Source organism: Vreelandella azerica (assembly GCF_013112225.1).
Classification (GTDB): domain Bacteria; phylum Pseudomonadota; class Gammaproteobacteria; order Pseudomonadales; family Halomonadaceae; genus Vreelandella; species Vreelandella azerica.
The window spans coordinates 35215-52319 of record NZ_JABFHI010000001.1; the positions used below are offsets into that span (position 1 = coordinate 35215).

17 protein-coding genes are annotated in these 17105 nt (G+C 57.1%); 13 read left to right on the top strand and 4 right to left on the bottom strand.

Translation table 11 applies throughout. From position 1 onward, the window contains the following. Positions 1–24 precede the first annotated feature (24 nt). Genes HLB35_RS00195 through HLB35_RS00235 form a run of 9 tightly spaced genes read left to right on the top strand, consistent with a single transcriptional unit; the run spans position 25 to position 8913 of the window. Positions 25–564, top strand: coding sequence for a DEAD/DEAH box helicase (locus tag HLB35_RS00195; RefSeq protein WP_171701066.1), 540 nt, complete (start codon positions 25–27; stop codon positions 562–564). Continuing rightward, entirely contained in the window at positions 561–4364 is a 3804-nt protein-coding gene (locus HLB35_RS18010) for a helicase-related protein (RefSeq protein WP_171701067.1), read from the top strand. The genes HLB35_RS00195 and HLB35_RS18010 overlap by 4 nt, the downstream gene beginning before the upstream one ends. After that, positions 4310–5011 (top strand): hypothetical protein, encoded by a 702-nt coding sequence (locus HLB35_RS00205; protein WP_171701068.1) that lies wholly within the window; start codon positions 4310–4312, stop codon positions 5009–5011. Before HLB35_RS18010 ends, HLB35_RS00205 begins: the two co-directional genes overlap by 55 nt. Further along, entirely contained in the window at positions 4956–5240 is a 285-nt protein-coding gene (locus HLB35_RS00210; RefSeq protein WP_422822396.1) for a hypothetical protein, read from the top strand. The genes HLB35_RS00205 and HLB35_RS00210 overlap by 56 nt, the downstream gene beginning before the upstream one ends. Before the next feature lie 4 nt (positions 5241–5244). Then, positions 5245–6477, top strand: a complete 1233-nt coding sequence (locus tag HLB35_RS00215) for a hypothetical protein (RefSeq protein ID WP_171701070.1) — start codon at positions 5245–5247, stop codon at positions 6475–6477. A gap of 1 nt (position 6478) precedes the next feature. Then, a complete protein-coding gene (locus HLB35_RS00220) occupies positions 6479–7513 on the top strand; it encodes a type II toxin-antitoxin system RelE family toxin (RefSeq protein WP_171701071.1) in 1035 nt (344 codons plus the stop codon). Then, a complete protein-coding gene (locus HLB35_RS00225) occupies positions 7513–7671 on the top strand; it encodes a hypothetical protein (RefSeq protein ID WP_171701072.1) in 159 nt (52 codons plus the stop codon). Before HLB35_RS00220 ends, HLB35_RS00225 begins: the two co-directional genes overlap by 1 nt. Positions 7672–7709: 38 nt before the next feature. Continuing rightward, a complete protein-coding gene (locus HLB35_RS00230; RefSeq protein ID WP_328730963.1) occupies positions 7710–8606 on the top strand; it encodes a 3'-5' exonuclease in 897 nt (298 codons plus the stop codon). 4 nt (positions 8607–8610) lie between these two features. Next, positions 8611–8913 carry a hypothetical protein gene (locus tag HLB35_RS00235; RefSeq protein WP_171701073.1) on the top strand — a complete coding sequence of 101 codons (303 nt, stop codon included), beginning with the start codon at positions 8611–8613 and terminating at the stop codon, positions 8911–8913. Positions 8914–9188: 275 nt separating this feature from the next. Here HLB35_RS00235 and HLB35_RS00240 read toward each other — a convergent pair whose 3' ends face one another. Genes HLB35_RS00240 through HLB35_RS00255 form a run of 4 tightly spaced genes read right to left on the bottom strand, consistent with a single transcriptional unit; the run spans position 9189 to position 12478 of the window. Continuing rightward, positions 9189–9581, bottom strand: coding sequence for a hypothetical protein (locus HLB35_RS00240; protein ID WP_171701074.1), 393 nt, complete (start codon positions 9579–9581; stop codon positions 9189–9191). After that, the gene (locus HLB35_RS00245) at positions 9568–9951 is read right to left on the bottom strand and encodes an AAA family ATPase (protein ID WP_171701075.1); all 384 of its coding nucleotides are present in this window, start codon (positions 9949–9951) and stop codon (positions 9568–9570) included. The genes HLB35_RS00240 and HLB35_RS00245 overlap by 14 nt, the downstream gene beginning before the upstream one ends. Continuing rightward, positions 9939–11489, bottom strand: a complete 1551-nt coding sequence (locus HLB35_RS00250; protein ID WP_171701076.1) for an AAA family ATPase — start codon at positions 11487–11489, stop codon at positions 9939–9941. The genes HLB35_RS00245 and HLB35_RS00250 overlap by 13 nt, the downstream gene beginning before the upstream one ends. A gap of 50 nt (positions 11490–11539) precedes the next feature. Beyond that, the gene (locus HLB35_RS00255; protein ID WP_171701077.1) at positions 11540–12478 is read right to left on the bottom strand and encodes a WYL domain-containing protein; all 939 of its coding nucleotides are present in this window, start codon (positions 12476–12478) and stop codon (positions 11540–11542) included. A gap of 185 nt (positions 12479–12663) precedes the next feature. Here HLB35_RS00255 and HLB35_RS00260 point away from each other — a divergent pair, with 185 nt between their 5' ends. From HLB35_RS00260 to HLB35_RS00270, 4 genes are all read left to right on the top strand, one after another. Continuing rightward, positions 12664–14610, top strand: coding sequence for a hypothetical protein (locus tag HLB35_RS00260; protein WP_171701078.1), 1947 nt, complete (start codon positions 12664–12666; stop codon positions 14608–14610). Positions 14611–14697: 87 nt separating this feature from the next. Beyond that, positions 14698–15402, top strand: coding sequence for an ATP-binding protein (locus tag HLB35_RS16335; RefSeq protein WP_216601340.1), 705 nt, complete (start codon positions 14698–14700; stop codon positions 15400–15402). Beyond that, positions 15378–15857, top strand: coding sequence for a hypothetical protein (locus HLB35_RS16340; RefSeq protein ID WP_216601341.1), 480 nt, complete (start codon positions 15378–15380; stop codon positions 15855–15857). The genes HLB35_RS16335 and HLB35_RS16340 overlap by 25 nt, the downstream gene beginning before the upstream one ends. After that, complete coding sequence (locus tag HLB35_RS00270; RefSeq protein WP_171701079.1) at positions 15850–17073, top strand: vWA domain-containing protein; 1224 nt, start codon at positions 15850–15852, stop codon at positions 17071–17073. The genes HLB35_RS16340 and HLB35_RS00270 overlap by 8 nt, the downstream gene beginning before the upstream one ends. Positions 17074–17105 lie beyond the last annotated feature (32 nt).

The following is a 17105-nucleotide window of genomic DNA, read 5'->3' on the forward strand; positions in this document are numbered from 1 at the left end:
TATTAATACCTGAATGGAATCCTCATGATACCCGGCCTGCTTGCAAGCGAAGTCTCTACCGCCCTGCGCGAGTTTATTGTCACCGGTTTTGAAACCGAAACTCCGCCGTTCAAGGGCGAGTTTCAGCGCCTGGTGGAAGAGCAGCAGGGCGGTGAAGCCTTTGTGAAGGGACCTTATGTGTCGGTGGGCCTGCCGTTTATCAAAGGCCAGTCGAGGCGGGATTTCTTTTCTAGCTTTGAGACGGAACACCCTCCTTATGCGCATCAGGAACAGGCCTGGCAGCGCCTGGGTTCTGACCGCCAGGCGCTGAACACCCTGGTGGCTACCGGTACCGGCTCGGGTAAGACGGAGTGCTTTATGTACCCGGTGCTGGATCATTGCCAGCGCACGGCAAGCAAGGGCATCAAGGCCATCGTCATTTACCCGATGAATGCCCTGGCCACCGATCAGGCCAAGCGTTTTGCCAAGGAGATTCATCAACAGCCGGTGCTTAAGGGGTTACGCGTTGGTTTGTTTGTAGGCGGTGATGGCCAGGGCACCCAGGCCATGGGGAGAACCAGGTGATCACCAGTAAGGAGGTGCTGCGCAGTGATCCGCCCGATGTGCTGCTAACCAATTACAAGATGCTCGATTACCTGCTGATGCGACCCAAGGATCAGTCGCTTTGGGCGCATAATGGGCCAGAGACACTGCGGTATCTGGTGGTAGATGAACTGCATACCTTTGATGGCGCTCAAGGGACTGATCTATCGCTGCTGATTCGTCGCCTGCGCGCCCGCTTTGATATGGCATCAGATCAGCTGATCTGTGTGGGCACCTCGGCCACTCTGGGCGGCGATGACAGCGTTCAAGGCCTGGTGCGCTATGCCGCGGATATTTTTTCCAGCCCGTTTCAGCGTAGTGCGGTGATTACCGAGCAGCGTCAGGCGGATACAGATTTTCTGGATAACCTTTCCTTTCTAAACCTGAACCCGAACATTGGCCCGGATACGTTGAAAGATGCCTTGCAGCAGGGGCTGAAAGAATACCTGTTACAGGCGTACGCCCTGTATTTCAGTCAAGCGCCCGAGCAGGACCTGATGTCAGACGAAGGCAGGGCTGCCTTGGGGCAAGTGCTTAAACAGCACGGCCAGTTGGCCAATCTTTTGCGTCAGCTCAAGCTGATGCCCGTCACGCCAACCTTTAACGAGCTGCTCACCAAACTGGCCAGCCAGGTGCCTCCCCGCTTTGCTCGCCAGCCAGAGTGGGTGCTGGGTGCCTTGCTGGCGCTTATCGCCCACGCCCGCGATGAGGTTAATCAGCCCTTTGTTCAGTTGCGTCTTCAGCTATGGTCTCGTGAGTTGCGCCGCATAGTCGGCACGCTGCGTGAACCCGGTAAAGGCGCTCCAGACGACACCGACATTAGCAGTGAGGCGCAAGCCAGCCGCTTGCCACCCTTGTTGTCGTTTGGTGATGATCAGGCCCCGAAAGATCAACAGCAGGTACGCTTACCTTTGGTGCAGTGCCGCGAGTGCCATGGCACGGCCTGGCTATCGCGTATGGAAGGGTGCTCGGCTTCAGACGACCGTTTGGAGACCGAACTTCAGTCCATCTATTCAGCGTTTTTCAGCCACAGCCGCGAAACGGCCTTGCTACTGCCCTGGCAGCAGGGTGAAAAAGTATCACCGGCTGGCGCCATGCTGGAGAACTTCAAGGTCTGTCGGGAATGTGGCCAAACCGCCGCTATTGACTACAGCGGCGCCTGTAAAGGTTGCCAGGCTGGCAATGACGCCTTGGTGCGCGTCAGCAAACCCCATCAGCTTAAAGAAGTGACGCGGGGGACAGTCAACAAGGTCGTGCATGAAAATGATTGCCCCTATTGTTCGGCGAGTGCTGCCCTGGTGGTGTTTGGTGCCCGGGCCGCTAGCTTGAGCGCAGTGGCCATCCATCAGATGTTTAGCAGTCGGGATAACGATGACCGTAAGCTGCTGGCGTTTAGTGACTCGGTGCAGGATGCCACCCATCGCGCCGGCTTTTTTGCTGCCCGTACCTGGCAGAACAATGTGCGCATGGCGCTGACCCAGTGGCTGGAAAGCCAGGAAACGCCGGTGCCAGTGGCGGAAATTCCCGAGCAGTTTGAGCGTTTCTGGCTTGATCATGACGGTCAGCAGGGCAAGTTCTCCTTGGCCCGCTATCTGCGCGAGTTTATGCCGCCGGATCTGCGTTTCCGGTCTGATTTTGAGCTGTTTGAACAGTCGGGCGAGGTGGCTGATCCGGCGCTCTTGCTCAGCCTGATTCGTCAGCGGATGCGCTGGCAGCTGCTGGAAGACGTAGCCTGGCGCTCACAGATAGGCCGTTCATTGAACCGGCTGGGCATTGCGGCCCTGCAGTGGCCATTGGAACCCTTGCAAAAAGCGGCGCTGAGTTGGGCTGACACGGTGGATAACAGCCTGGGTTACCGCATTGATGCTGAAGCGGCGACGGGCGTGATGGTCGGCCTGATGCAGCATCTGGCCAATATGGGCGCGATTGGTCTGGAGAGCCTGAAAGCTTACCGCTACCACCAGGGTAAGCGGTTCCTGCTAAATAAGCTGGCGTATGTGCCGCCGATAGGCCAATCCACGCCCAAACCTATGTACCCTTCAACGGCCAAGGGCGAAGGCTTTCAGCCATTGCTCAATACCAGCAACCGCAAGAGCTGGTTTGAACGTTGGTTGATGTGCGTAAACCCTGAGTATGCGCTGATAGATAGGCGCCAACTGGAAGACGTGCTGACAGAAGCAATGGAAGCGCTGTGCGGGCAGGGGCTTTTGACCCGGGAGGTGAGCGAGAAAGGCGCTCGTTTGTGGATGTTGAACCCTGAGCAGCTGACAGTGACGACAGCACTTCAGGCGGTGGAGTGCCCGGGCTATCGACCCATGCATCTACCAGCAGAGCAGGCGTCTTTTTGGCTTGGGCTGCCGTTAAAGTCAGCGGCCGATCCATCCCTGGTGTATGAACATACAACGCCGTTTCGCGATGCCTTGTACCGCAACCTGTTTCGCCATGGCGAAATTCATCGAGTGATTGCCCACGAGCATACCGGGCTTCTGGCGACCAGCGACCGGGTACGCGTGGAAAACAGTTTTATCAGTGGGCAAAAGCCCTGGGAATATAACCTGTTGTCAGCGACGCCGACCCTGGAGATGGGGATCGATATCGGCGACCTGTCCAGCGTGCTGCTGTGCTCGGTACCGCCGGCCCAGGCCAATTATCTGCAGCGTGTCGGGCGGGGAGGCCGTAAGGATGGTAATTCGTTTGTATTAACGGTCGCCAATGGCCGACCCCATGACCTGGTGTTTTACGCCGACCCTGGCCGCATGCTGGATACACCGGTGGAGCCACCCGCGGTATTCCTGAAAGCCCGCCATGTGTTGCGCCGCCAGTTACTGGCGTACACCCTGGATTGCTGGACATATCAGGCAAAAGGCGCCAATCAGGTGCCGCCGAATATGCAGCCGGTGCTGGATGCCGTTGAGAAAACGCAGGAAGACCGCTTCCCTTATACGCTATTGAATTTTCTCAAACATAATATGCAAGCCGTCTGGGATGGGTTTGTCAGCTATGTGGCCACTGAGCTTTCAGAAGAGGATCAGGAGTTGTTGCGGCAATACCTGTTTGGCGGCCCCCAATACCTCGATGACCATCTGCAATTATATGTGGTTAACCGCCTTAAAGTGGTGGCGAATGAGCGGGCCAATATGGTCAGTACCATCTCGGGGCTGGATAAACAGCTCAAGAAGTTGCGCAAGCAGCCTCAGGATGAGCACACCCAGGATGAAATTCTGGAGTTAGAGCGCGAAGTGGCGGGCTATCGTAGCCTGCGTATCCGGCTGAACAAGCGTGAAACGCTCAACTTCTTTACCGATGAAGGCATGCTACCCAACTACGCCTTTCCTGAAGAAGGCGCGACCTTGCACTCGGTGATTTTCCGCTCCGAGAAGAAAATGGGCGGTGCTGATAGCCCCGAGCGCGAATTCGTGAAGCGCGAGTATGAGTATCAACGGCCAGCGCAGGCGGCGTTGACCGAACTGGCACCGGAATCGGTGTTTTATGCCGGTAATCGCAAAGTCACCGTAACGCGGGTTGAAACAGCCAAAGGGCGCAATATCCAGGACTGGCGTTTTTGCCCGCGCTGTCATTATTCGGCCCCAGCCGATGACCCCCAGGCAGGCTTTGCCGATAAGACCTGTCCGCGTTGTCACACCCCTCAGTGGAGTGATGAAAGCGCGCGCACCAAGATGCTGAAGATGACGCAGTGTATGCCTTCACCAATGCCAAAGACGCTATGTTGGATGACGGCGCGGATAACCGTGAGCCGGTGTTCTTCAATAAACAGATGCTGATCGATTTCAAACCATCGGATATCCGTATTACCTGGGTGCTGGACGACAAGCACCGGCCTTTTGGCTTTGAGTTTATCCGTTCAGCAAATTTCCTCGAGGTGAACTTCGGCCCCCGCGAAGGCGAGGAGATGTTTTTTGATGTGGCGGGTGAGCATATCCAGCGCGCCGGTTTTCCGCTCTGCCGGGAGTGTGGTTCGGTGCAGTCCCGCCAGGCAGCCGCCGGCAAGGCGGAGGCCAAACATCTTAAAAGTTGCAGTTTTGGGCGGGGTCCAAAAAAGCTGCCCAGTGGGCGTGAGGATGCCGGGATTGAAAACTGTCTTTATCTGTATCGTCGGTTTTCTTCCGAGGCGTTGCGCATTCTGCTGCCTCGCCTGGCCACAGGGGGCACAGAAGAACAGGTGAATTCGTTTGTGGCGGCGCGCTTCAGCTGGGCCTTAAACGGCGTTTCGGCGGTAAGGTGGATCACTTGCGGGTGGCCTACCAAAGCGAACCCATCGGGGAAACCGACGAGCGCCGCCATTTTGTGGTGCTTTACGATTCGGTGCCGGGGGAACAGGCTATCTTCACGAGCTTCTGAGCCGAGCGGAAAACATGCAGGAAGTGTTTCTTCAGGCTTATCAGGTCATGGCGCAGTGCGACTGTTATGACAATAGCATGGATGGCTGCTATCGCTGCCTGCTGGAATACCGCAATGCTTATGGTATGGAAAGCACAAGTAAAGCGCTGGCGATGGAAATGCTTAAAGACATTGTTGAAGGCGACCACTCGTGGGTGCAAAACGATGACTCGCTGAGTACCTTAAGGGGTAACCCATGGGTCGACAGTGAACTGGAAGCCCGTTTTCCTGAGGCGCTAGGGCGGTTTTTCTGGCGCTGACTGCGTGGGCAGTCAGAAGGTGCGGGTTTCCCAGGATGTTGTTCGCGGCAAACACGGATATCGGCTGACAATAGGGGAGCTGAGCTATGAAATGGTACCCCAGGTCGACCTCGGTGCTACCGATGGCGTGCAGTTTGCCAGCCGACCGGATTTTGTGCTGTGGCCTGTTCAGAAAGGTAGGCGGCCTGTCGCCATTTTTCTGGATGGCTATGCCTTTCATGCGGATACCCTGGAAGACGATCTGCTTAAGCGTCAGGCGCTGATGCATGCCGGCTTTGTGGTCTGGACGCTAAACTGGTATGACATCAACCAGGTAATGGGCGATAAGGCGCTGGAGGTGCCATTGCCTGCAGGCATGACTTCGTCAGAGCAGAATAATAAGGCTATTACAGCGCTTGCCGCAGTGGCTGAGGTGAGCAATGTTGCGGAACACCTGGTTAAAACGCCCTTTGAATTACTGATGCACTTTCTGATGGAACAGGACGCGCATGCCCTGGCGAAGCAGGGGCTGCTGTTTGCTTTCCAGTGTTTGCCAGGCCATGCGCTGAGCGACCCCGCTGTCCGGCAGCAGGCACTGGCAAGCCTGGACGGTTTACCGGCATCCTTTACGGATCTTCAGCCTGAAAGCGTGGCGCTGGCGGGGGCGGTCACCCTGACGGATAACCAGAGCAGAGCATCCATGACCCTGAACCTGCTGGCTTCGCGTCAATTATTGACGTCTGCCGACCTGACACAAGCTTCGATTAATCTTCGCTATGATGCCAACGACGCCACCGATACAGCTCTCTATGCATGGCAGCGATTTTGGTGTGCAGTCAATTTTCTGCAGTTTCTGCCAGTATTTTATGCCTGGACACCCCAGATGAACGCTAACGGTAGTGCCGCTGGCTTGCTCTGGCCTACGGCAGGCCAGGTGTCCGGTACGGCTTCTGATGGTGGCACGCAAAATAGCCCGGCCTGGTTTGATTATGTAGATAAGGATCTGGCAGACGTATTGAAAACACACACCCTTGAGTGGCCGGAAACCGCCATGGTGGGTGAGCCGGTCATGAACGATGATGAAGAGATCATCGGTGAGGTGGAGCTGATGTTTGAGGCGCAGAAGATCGCTTTTTTACTCGATAACGAACCAGATCAGCTGGCCGCCAGGGCCTATCTTGAGGCAAATGGCTGGCAGGTATTCACCCAGGTGGATACGTTGGCAGCGGCAATGAATCACATGGATGCAGGAGCTTGATATGGTCAGTGTTGCCTTTTCAGATAAATATTTTGAAAGCTTGTTGGCGTTGGAACCCAAGGAGCAAAGCCAGGCCAATAAAGCGGTGATGCAGTTTCAGCAGGACCCGCAGCATCCAGGGCTTCACTATGAAAAGCTGACGGCTTTCAAGGACAGCAAGCTGCGTTCGATACGCGCGAATCAGGATGTCCGTATCATTCTGGCAGCGGCAGAAAAAGAAGACCTCTACCTGATGCTGTATGTGGATCACCACGAGCAGGCGTACACCTGGGCGGCCAAGCGTAAGGTCGAGATCAACCCGAACACGGGTAGCCTGCAGGTCTTCACGGTTGAGGAAACCACGCTGGCAGCGGAGGCCGCTGATACGAACTCCCATCAGCAACAGCCGGGCCTGTTTGATGCGATTCGTGACCGCCAACTGCTACAGCTTGGCGTGCCTGACGACGCCTTGGCACTGGTGCGTGGCATGGCGATTGAAGCGGATCTGGAAACCGCACGGGTCAACGAGCAGCTGCCGCCAGATGCCTATGAAGGGCTTTTCATGTTGATGGCGGGCGCCAGCTTTGAAGAGGCTTATAACGAAACGGTCACTGCCGCACCGCCAAGCGTTGATACCAACGATTTTGCAACGGCCCTGGCGCGCCCGGAATCTCAGGCGCATTTTGCGGTGGCCGACAATGAAACTGCGTTGCAGGAAGTGCTGAATCAGTCCATCGAGAAATGGCGGGTCTTTCTGCACCCGGCGCAGCGCCGCCTGGCCAATGGTAAAAAGAATGGCCCAGTGCGCGTGCTGGGCGGGGCAGGTACCGGCAAAACCGTAGTGGCCATGCACCGCGCCAAGTGGTTGGCAGAAAATGCCGCCACCGATGACAGCAAGGTTCTATTCACCACCTTTACCCGCAACCTGGCCACTGATATCCAGCAGAACCTTAACAAGATCTGTCGTCAGGAAGCCCTTGAGCGTATCGAGGTAATCAACCTGGATGCCTGGGTGGTGAATTTCCTCAAAAAATCGGCTATGACTACGGGCTGCTGATGGATGCATCAGAAGAAAAACGCCTGTGGGAAGATGCTTATGCGGAAAAGCCGGCCAGTGCCGACCTGACCCTGGCGTTTTTTCAGGAAGAGTGGGCCCGAGTGATTCAGCCGCAATCTGTTGGCAGCGTTGAGGAATACAAAAAGCCTCACGGCTAGGGCGTGGGACACGACTGAACCGACAGCAGCGCGTCGAAATATGGCCGGTATTCGAGCGTTACCGTCATTTACTGGCGAGCAATTACCTCAAAGAGGCGGATGATGCCTATCGTGATGCGCGCCAGCTGATAGAAACCAACCCCGGCCTATGGCCGCCCGTTGGGCATATCATTGTTGATGAAGCCCAGGATATGGGGTCACAGGCGTTTATGCTGCTGCGTGCCCTGGTGCCGGAAGGCCCTGACGATCTGTTTATTGTTGGCGATGGCCACCAGCGCATTTACGGCAAGAACAAAGTGGTGTTGGGTCAGTGTGGGATCAATATCCGCGGGCGCAGCGCGCGCTTGAAAGTCAATTACCGCACCACGGATGAAACCCGTAAATTGGCGGTGAATATTCTGGAAGGGGTCAGCGTTGATGACCTTGACGGCGGCGAAGATAACCAGGATTTCTATCACTCCCTAATGCATGGCCCCGCACCGGATATTCGTTGTTTTGATGCTATGGAGGATCAGGCAGCGGCTATTCTGGAAGCAATGGAGGTCAATAAGCTGGCACCGGAAGCCTGTTGTGTGATTGCGCGTACCCGTAAGGAAGTGGCCGCACTGAAAACAGCGCTGGAGAGTCAACGGCAGGTCTGCCATCTGCTCGACGGGCGTAGCGCTCACGCCCCTGACAGTGCTCTGAATCTTGCCACCATGCATAGAGTTAAAGGGCTGGAGTTTGATGCTGTCTTTATTGCGTCGGCTAATCGCGGCCTGTTGCCGCTGGCGTTTGTAGTGAACGCGGCAGCCGATGCGGTGACCCGGCGCCAGAAAGAGAACGAAGAACGGGCGCTTGCGTATGTCAGCCTGACCCGCGCTCGCAAGCTAGCGTTTGTGTATGGCTACGGTGCGTTAAGCCCGTGGTTTGTCGCCTCGTCTGGCAGTCTGTGACGACATGACATTACTGGATTACGAACACCGCTTTGCAGCGCTGCGTTTGCATGCTGCCAAGGGAAATCGAAGCCCGCATAAAGTGGCCATGTTGTTGGCGGTGATTGATCTCATCGCGCAGGGGGAATTAAGCGAAAACCGTCTGAAGTTCGATAACACCCTGAAGCAGCACTATCAGGCACACTTTGCTTCCCTGGCTTCAACCAACAGCAAGCTCAACCCTCACCACCCTTTTTTCATCTGCGCAGTGAGGGGTTCTGGCATCACCAGCTGTTGCCAGGCCAAAGAGAAAGCTACAACCGGCTAACCACAGCAACATCACCGGGTGTTCTAACCGCCCATGTAGCTTATGCCTACCTTGATGAAGCGCTGTTTGAACTATTGGGCAATCAGTTTGCCCGTGAGCTGCTGAAGGCTGCTTTGTTACAAAACCTGGATGAACAAATACGCCGCCAGATACTGCGCCCCGAGCGTAGCGGCTGGGATTGGCTGGAATGTGAGTGCCTGGTAATTGACTATATGGCCATGCTGGAAAAGCAGCTGGCCGGCGTGGCCTACAGCAAGGCAGAACACCGCCGAGGGTTACAGCCTAAACTTAATCAACGCTCTGAAGGCTCCATTGAGTTCAAGCATCAGAATGTCAGCGCCATTTTGCTGGAATTGGGCTTGCCTATTTGTCCGCTTTGAATCTTCATCTGCTATGAATGGCATGGGCTGGCGCTGGCCGTGCTGTTCGCGTTCTTCCAATGTCAGGGCATCCATCAGGGTATTCAGGCGCAGAGGCAGGCCGCGCAGGTCGAGCTGATCCAGCGCCGTACGTACATTGCCCGGCGTCACACGGCGGCTGGCCAGATGGTTGGTGGGGATGGTGGCCAGGCGGGCATGATCACGTTCGGGCAAGACGGCTTTCAACAAATCGCGCAGTGGTTCTGGGGCAAGTGGCAAAAATTCCACCTTGAGATCAAAGCGGCGCATTACGGCGCGATCCAGGCTGTCCACGCGGTTGGTGGTGGCGAGCAGAATGCCCGCGAAAGTTTTCAATCTGAACCAGCAGCTCATTGGTGTGGGAGATTTCCCAGCTTTGCATACCGTTATCGCGTTGCATCAGTAAGGTATCCACTTCATCCAGCAGCAGCACCGCATTCTGTTCGCGGGCCTGCTCGAACAGGGCTGCCAGCTTGGCTTCGGTGCCGCCCACGTACTTGTCCAACAGGCTGCTGGCGTGGGCGGTGATGAGTTTACGACCCAGGCGTTCGGCCAGATGACGAGCCAGGGCTGTCTTGCCGCTGCCGGGTAACCCATGCAGACAGAGGCGGCCGCGCTGACGACGGGTTAGTCGCTGCACAATGCCGTCCAGCCCAGGGCGGGTGTTGAGCCATTCCAGGCGGTATTCCGGCATTTGCGGGCCATCGGTGGGGTGTTGAGCTTGAGGCCGTTCATACTGCGGCGGCCAAGAGCTTTCAGGCGATGGCTCATCAGGGTGCTCAGGTGCTGTTCGTTGCGCTGTGGGGTGCGTGGGTTCAGCAACTGCCCAAGACGACATAGCTGCTCGGCGGCGGCAGGCGTCATCCAGTCCTGGCGGGAAAGGTGCTCGCGCCCCTGAGCGGTTACGGGTAAGGTCTGCAGCAAGTGCTGGAAGCGCTCACGGGCCTGCTCACCGCGTTGCGCTTTGACTTCAATGATCAGGTCAAACCGGCGCAGATAGGCCGGGTCCAGCCAGTTGACGCTGTTGCTGACCCAAAGGCCAGGCTTGGGATTGTTCTCAAGCAGCTGGTTCATCCAGCCTTTGGGCAGGGCGTCTTCGTTGTTGATGACATCCTCGATCTCATCAAACATCACCATGCCGGGGCGCTGATCAATCAGCTTCTGCACCACCTGGTAACGGTGCAGGCGTTTGCTGGGCGTGAGCACGTCATCGTCTTGGTCTACGACGGGCACGCCGTAAAGTGGCACCTTCAGCTGAGTAGCCAGGGTCTTGACCAGCTCTGTCTTGCCAATGCCTGGGCGGCCATAAATCAGGATATTGGCACCGGCCTGCTGGGTGTTGATGGCCTTTTGCAGGTAATCCACCGCGAGCTGGCGCAGGGGAACAGCGCCAAAGCTGGCCAATGAGAAACGCCCGGCTTCCTGAACCGGGCACAGGCTCATCAGGTTGTCGGTGATAAACGTGCGCAGCGCGTCAGAAGAGGGTAAGCAAACGTCATGATTCACCAGAGGCGCCAGGTTGCGCAGCATGGGGCCAGCCGACAGCACGTCATCCAAATCAAGCGACCGATGGCCGTTGCACTTGGTAGAAAGTAGACCCAGGCTTTTCAGTCGGCCATTGTTTTGCAAGCTGAGGTGGATTTCATCGCTACCATGGCCGGTGAGCAGCGCCAGTAGTTTTTTGGTTTGTTGATCCTCGACAGACAGCAGGATCGGGTTGATCATCGGGTGCCGTAAACGCAGCCAGGTCAACATCAACAGCTTCGTTTCCAGCGCGTTGAGCTGAAGCAGGTCGGCGACTTCGTCACAGAGCAGAGTGAGCGTGCCCTGCACTTTGGCACTAAGGTCCAGTGCACGTATCTGCCGGCGCCACCAGCGTTTCAAGGCGGGGGCATGGTCGCGGTAAAGGTGGCTATCGTCGGCGCTTTTCGGGATTTTCTGGCCTAGCCAGCTGAACAGGCGGCGCCACTCATCGCTGTCAAGGTTGGCATCCTTGCCCAGAAACATCACCATCTTGACGGTCGTTACCTGCGCCAACAGGCGTTCTTCAGGGTCCTGTCGTTCATCGTCGTGTGTGGATGCATTAATGTCGAGTAACTGTCCCCACTGCATGGCTTTCTCCCGTGATGAGCACAGCACCATGATAATCGCAGGGTACGACATTCTGTGTCGTAACATGAAGTTCCTATCAGCTAGTGTCCTCCTTTTTCGGGAGTAGGGCCCACACCTTAACCGGCGAAAAAGTGGCCATTCTGGGCGAGTAGATGCTGAAGCTGATGGCTATCGTCGAGCGTTGTCTTCAGGCGGTAACGGTGATGACCTAACGGCGTCAAGGTTTGATTGCGCCCCATGGGACGTTCAAACAGCATCTCGGCCACCTCTCTTGAGACCACCATCTCGATCGGCTGCTGTCCGCCGGTACCCAGCACGCGCTGTTGAGCCTCATCCGGGGAGGTAGGCGTGCGAGTGTTCAACCCCGTACAGGCAGCCTGTGTCACTCGGTGCAGCGGTATCTGCAGAAAGCGCTCATCCGGTGGCGATGCATCAGGGGCTTCTGCTAACAAATACATGACTTCTTCCAGCAATAACAAACGCAGCGGGATAAGGTCTTCATGTGTGACCTCACCGTCCAGAGTGTCGCGGGTCAAAGTCAGTCGCTGACCGTCCAGCAGTGCTTGTTCAACCGTTAGCTGAATGCTTTCTGGGGCTGTCGGAGGTTCCGGGCGGAGAGAGTCCGGCAAGTAACGAATCAGCTGACGATAATGAGCGAGCCGTCGGTCAGGTACATTGTCCAGCGTGCCATGAGCTTGTTCCCACCAACTGTTCAGGCGCTGCATCACACTGCGCGGTAGACGGCTATTGGCCTGTTCCTCCAGGACAACAAGCGCCATGGCAATGTCTGCATCATCCAATAAAACATCCGGAATCAGGCCCCGGCGGGAATGCAGCGACCAGTAAATGGTGCGCCGGTTAATACCTTGGCTTTCCTCACGCTTGATGGCTTGGGGAAAGGTGTCTTCCAGCAGCACAAGATCCCGCTCATAGGTGCGCTGACTGGCCGGAAATTCGTCGTTCAGGTGCCGATAGATATCACCGGTGGTCAGCGGCCGACGCTGAGAGGACAGGTAACGCAAAATGGCCCAGTGGCGCTTTAGTTGTTGGCTCATCAACATCTCCGTCGGCAAAGGCAAAAGGTTAAAAGACACGCGAAAGATTAACAGAAAGACAATAGAAGGGCGGTCCTTTAGACCGTCGTGTTCCGTCTAGATCGCGTGGACTGTTAGATAACGCGACAGGAAACGTCGCATCGGACGGGTAAGCTGATGGTTATTGATCAGCGACGGGAGGTGATATGGGCACACTGACACTGGATAACCTGGGCGGTACGGCGTTGCAGGGCGCTACCGGGAACGATCAGGAGGGGCGTTGTCTGGTGCTGGTAGAACCCAATCTGCGCGCTCTGGATCTGCACGACGACCCTCGCCTGGAAGTATTGGATCTATCCAACTGTGGTGAGCAGGACGTGCTTCACCTGCAGCTGGATCGGTTGCCTAACTTGCGTGAAATACGTCTGCCGGTGCTACGTAGCGGCGCGATCATTCACCGCTTTACACTGGCGCTGCCGCGCTCGCTGTCAGTCCATGGGCGGGTCATTGAGTTCGATGCGGACTGGCAGACCGGTAGCCTGCGTCTGTGTGCTGAGGGTGCTCCCTGGGCTTCATTACGGGTGTTGGGCAAGGAAGCTCGAATGCATGACCTGGCCTTGCAGCATGAGTTTGCGGAATGCCCCCGTCTGACGTCTCACAGCCCAATCCGCCACAGTGGGCCGCTCACCATTGTGCTGTCGAGCAACACATTGCCGGAACGGCTGCATCTATCGGGTGAGGGGCAGTGGTGGCTGGCCGATGCATCACAGGTCACGTCGCTGGTCATTGATGGCCCGCCGCGCGTGCATGTTCACCGAGCCGTTGCGCTGGAATCCTTGACTCAGTTGAGAACGGGGCGCTGTGAGGTTGAAGGGGCGGACGCACTGACTAATGTACAGGGGCCTACCCAGCAGGTACGCCAACAGGCCTCACAACCACCACCTTACGATGTTCGCCATCATATGAGCAAGCAGTTAACGTTGCGCGGCAAGATGTCTTCGCTGACGATAGCTGACGGCTGGGGCGACGTTCATCTGCATGCGCCGACGTTGACATATCTGCAGTTGGGTTGGGCCAAACATCTGGCCCTGTATCACTGCGGCCGGCTCGATCAGGTGGCCCTGCCGGATGGCTTGCCGGTGGACTGTCATGGGGAGGTGCCCACTCCGCTGTTGAATCAGGCGCGCTTCTTTATCGATGAGGCGACTTTGAAGCAAAGCCTGCGACGCCTTGAGGCCGGTGAGTTATCGCTGTTGGAAGGGGTGCTGAATGTGCTCTCTCAGCGCTATACGCCGGCGGCGGCGTTTCATAGCCTGACCACCTTGCATCACCTGGCGGGGCAAGGCATGGCCTTGGCTGAGCTGTGGCAGTGTCGTCGTACCCTGAGTGCCTGGCAGCGTCAACAGGGGCGCAAGCGCAAACATCCCACGCTGCGCGATGCGGATTATCTACGTGCCGACAAACACTGGGGATGGGATCTGCCGGTGGACCGCCTGGAGGAAGGGCTGATGGCGGACCTGCATCTCTGGGCATTGTGTCTACCGCAAAGTGAGCACGCGCAAGCCTTTCGCAAGACCCTGCTGAAAGATGGCCAGTCACCGAATCAGTTGGGCTATTTTTTGCGTGCAGCTACCCGTGAGAACGCCCCGGAGGCGTTGGTGACGCTTATGCTGGATGTGCTGACGGCACTCTACCGTCAACACCCCTGGCCATGTATGCACGTGCCCAGCAAGCAGGCAGGTGCTACGCGTTACCTGCCGCGGCTGCTTCATGCAGCGCAGACGGAGGCGCAACGCCAGGCCGTCATGCATGCCATGGTAGAACTGATGCCCTGGAAGAAGGTACCTCTGCAGTTAGGCGCCCTACGCGCGGCCTATCCCGGCGAGGCACGCGCTCTACTCATGACATTGAGTCGTCAACCGGATGAATGGTGGCGCTGGAAGCTGTCCCATCAGCTGTTTTCCCAAGAGAAAATGGCGCATCTGCGTCAAGCATTAACTCGCCAGGCACTGATGCCTGCCAACACGGACATGGCGGTGCTCAACGATATTGTGGAGCCTTCAGACAGTCAGGAAAACATGGGGGACATTGTCAGTGCCCCGTTACATACCATCCGCCGGATGCCGCCGCGTCGTCGACGTACCTCCCCATAAAGGCTGAGGTATTAAGCCATAGCGACATGGAATGTCGCATTAGCCAAGTAGACTGTGAGTATTCATCGTGACGCCAGGAGACGCTCTATGTACGCGACACCCGATCAAACCATGACGCTGTTGACCCATCAGGTACAACAACTTGCACAGGACCCGTCGTTAGCCGCGCACCTGCCACCTTTGATGTTGTGGGGAGCGCCGGGTGTGGGCAAGAGCACCGTGGTGCGTCAGGTGACGGAACAGGAGGGTATCGGTTTCATTGATATCCGCCTGGCCCAGCGCGAGCCGGTAGATCTGCGTGGTCTGCCGGTGCCGGATACCGAGCGCGGTGTGGTTGACTGGCTGCTGGCCGGGGAGTGGCCACGTGATCCGGAGAGCCGTGGCATCGTGCTCTTTGATGAATTGACTGCCGCAGATCGCAGTCTGCAGGTGGCAGCCTATGAACTGATTCTGGATCGCCGCCTGGGAGATCTCTATCGCCTGCCGCCGGGTTGGCTAGTAGTGGCAGCAGGGAATCGCAGTACCGACCGTGCTGTGGCTCAGACCTTTTCCAGCGCCCTGGCCAATCGTTTCTGCCACCTCAACCTTGAGCCTGACCTGGAGAGCTGGACGCGCTGGGCTCGTGGCCAGGGTCTTCACCCGGATGTGATTGCCTTTCTGCGTTTTCGCCCCGAGTGTTTCTTCTCTATGGAAGGGGAGTGGAGCAAGGCTGGCCCAGTCCCCGCAGTTGGGAACGAGTGGCTCGCTCACTTGATCAGGCGGGTACCTTGCCCGAAGACGTTCAGGCGCTGATGATCCACGGCCTGGTCGGGAAAGGAGTGGCCACTGAGTTCCTGGCCTTCCGTGATTGGGTGCTGAAACTTCCGGATATTCCTGCCATGCTGGCGGGCAAGGCGCCGATTCAGATTCCTGAGCGGGCTGATCAGCGCTATGCCTTCTGTGCCGGTCTGGCAAACGCACTATGGAAAGGGCTTGAGGATGATGCCCTGGGTAGCGAACAGGCGCTGGCGCGTCTGGAGCGTTTTTTTGCTATCAGCGCGGCGCTCACCTCGGATTTTGCCACCCTGACATTGCTTGATGCCCTGCAGGGAAGTGATGAAGTGTCTACCCAGGCGCGCACGCTGGCGCTGTTCAGTCATCCAGCCTTTGATGCCTGGAGTGAGCAGCATGGGGAGGTATTCCAGCAGCATCTTGAGGATCAGCCCTTTGGCGCAGTGACGGCCGAGAAGGAGCTGTTTGATGCCTGATGTCCTTCGTCAACGCTCCAGTAGTTTACAGTTGGGCGGTCCTCGTCGCCCTGATGCGCAGGAGGTCCGACTGAAAAAGCGCATGCAGCAGGTCTGCGAGGCAGACCGTGCCTGGTTGCTTACCAGCCAGCCTTTTACGGCCAAGCTGCTCATGCAGTTGCAGCTAGTCGCGGTGATCGATGACCGCTTACCCACCGCTGGCACAGACGGAGAAAGCATTTTCTTCAATGCGGCTTTTATGGCGAATCGCACTGAGGCTGACCGCCGATTTATCCTTGCCCACGAAGTCTGGCACTGTGCGTTAGGACACCATCGCCGCCAGTTACAGCGTGATGTCGAGCGCTGGAATCATGCCTGCGATTATGAAGTCAACGCCCTACTGAAAGAGGCGTTGGGGCATTGCCCTCGGGATGCCTTGTTCAAGCGCCGTTTCAAAGGGCAGTCAGCAGAGCAGATCTATGCTCAGCTCAGCCAACAAGCACGTTTGCGCGGTCAAACGTTGGATGTTCACGATTTGCAGGGTGTTTTTCATGAATCGCCAATGTCTGTTAACGATCCAGACTTTGCGCCTCGCCCTGTCAGTGCTGAAAACGCCCGCGCCTGGCAACAGCGGCTGGTGGCCACGGCGCAGCAGGTCGAGCGTCAGCAGGGTGATTTACCCGGGTATATTGGCCGCCTGGTCACGCGGCTGCGTCAGCCGGTGATTCCGTGGCAGCAGGTGTTGGCGCAGTTCATCCATACCACCCTGAGTGGTAACCGCCAATGGCTGCCGCCGTCACGACGGCATGTGCATCGCGGATTGTATTTGCCCAGCCAGCGCAGCCAGTCGCTTTCCCTAGTGGTGGTGATTGATACCAGCGGTAGTTGCCAGGGAGACCTCCCCCATTTCATGAGTGAGTTGGGCGGAATCCTGGGCAGCTGTGATCGGGTCAGTCTGGAGGTCATCGAGTTTGATACCCGTATCACTCAGCGGCGCCTTCTGGATGAAGGCCAGTTGCAGGCGCTTCAAAACTGGCGCTGCCAGGGCGGTGGCGGCAGTGATATTCGGCCGGTATTTGAGGCGCTGACGGATTCGCCGCCCGAGCTGATGGTGGTGCTGACCGATGGCTACATATCGGCCCCGACACAGGCAGCACCTTATCCCGTGATCTGGTGCCTGACTGAGGACGGTCGTGCACCTGTTGAATGGGGAAATGCATTGCGTTTGTCTTCTTAAGATCTATATGACTTGCAGCATAAAAAAAGCCG

What these genes read in the sequence shown, in the direction of transcription:
- HLB35_RS00195 (WP_171701066.1), top strand. Translation starts at nt 25, where the DNA reads ATGATACCCGGCCTGCTTGCAAGCGAAGTCTCTACCGCCCTGCGCGAG.
- HLB35_RS00210 (WP_422822396.1), top strand. Translation starts at nt 4,956, where the DNA reads ATGCAGGAAGTGTTTCTTCAGGCTTATCAGGTCATGGCGCAGTGCGAC.
- HLB35_RS00220 (WP_171701071.1), top strand. Translation starts at nt 6,479, where the DNA reads ATGGTCAGTGTTGCCTTTTCAGATAAATATTTTGAAAGCTTGTTGGCG.
- HLB35_RS00225 (WP_171701072.1), top strand. Translation starts at nt 7,513, where the DNA reads ATGGATGCATCAGAAGAAAAACGCCTGTGGGAAGATGCTTATGCGGAA.
- HLB35_RS00235 (WP_171701073.1), top strand. Translation starts at nt 8,611, where the DNA reads ATGACATTACTGGATTACGAACACCGCTTTGCAGCGCTGCGTTTGCAT.
- HLB35_RS00240 (WP_171701074.1), bottom strand. Translation starts at nt 9,581, where the DNA reads ATGCGCCGCTTTGATCTCAAGGTGGAATTTTTGCCACTTGCCCCAGAA.
- HLB35_RS00250 (WP_171701076.1), bottom strand. Translation starts at nt 11,489, where the DNA reads ATGTTACGACACAGAATGTCGTACCCTGCGATTATCATGGTGCTGTGC.
- HLB35_RS00255 (WP_171701077.1), bottom strand. Translation starts at nt 12,478, where the DNA reads ATGAGCCAACAACTAAAGCGCCACTGGGCCATTTTGCGTTACCTGTCC.
- HLB35_RS00260 (WP_171701078.1), top strand. Translation starts at nt 12,664, where the DNA reads ATGGGCACACTGACACTGGATAACCTGGGCGGTACGGCGTTGCAGGGC.
- HLB35_RS16335 (WP_216601340.1), top strand. Translation starts at nt 14,698, where the DNA reads ATGTACGCGACACCCGATCAAACCATGACGCTGTTGACCCATCAGGTA.
- HLB35_RS00270 (WP_171701079.1), top strand. Translation starts at nt 15,850, where the DNA reads ATGCCTGATGTCCTTCGTCAACGCTCCAGTAGTTTACAGTTGGGCGGT.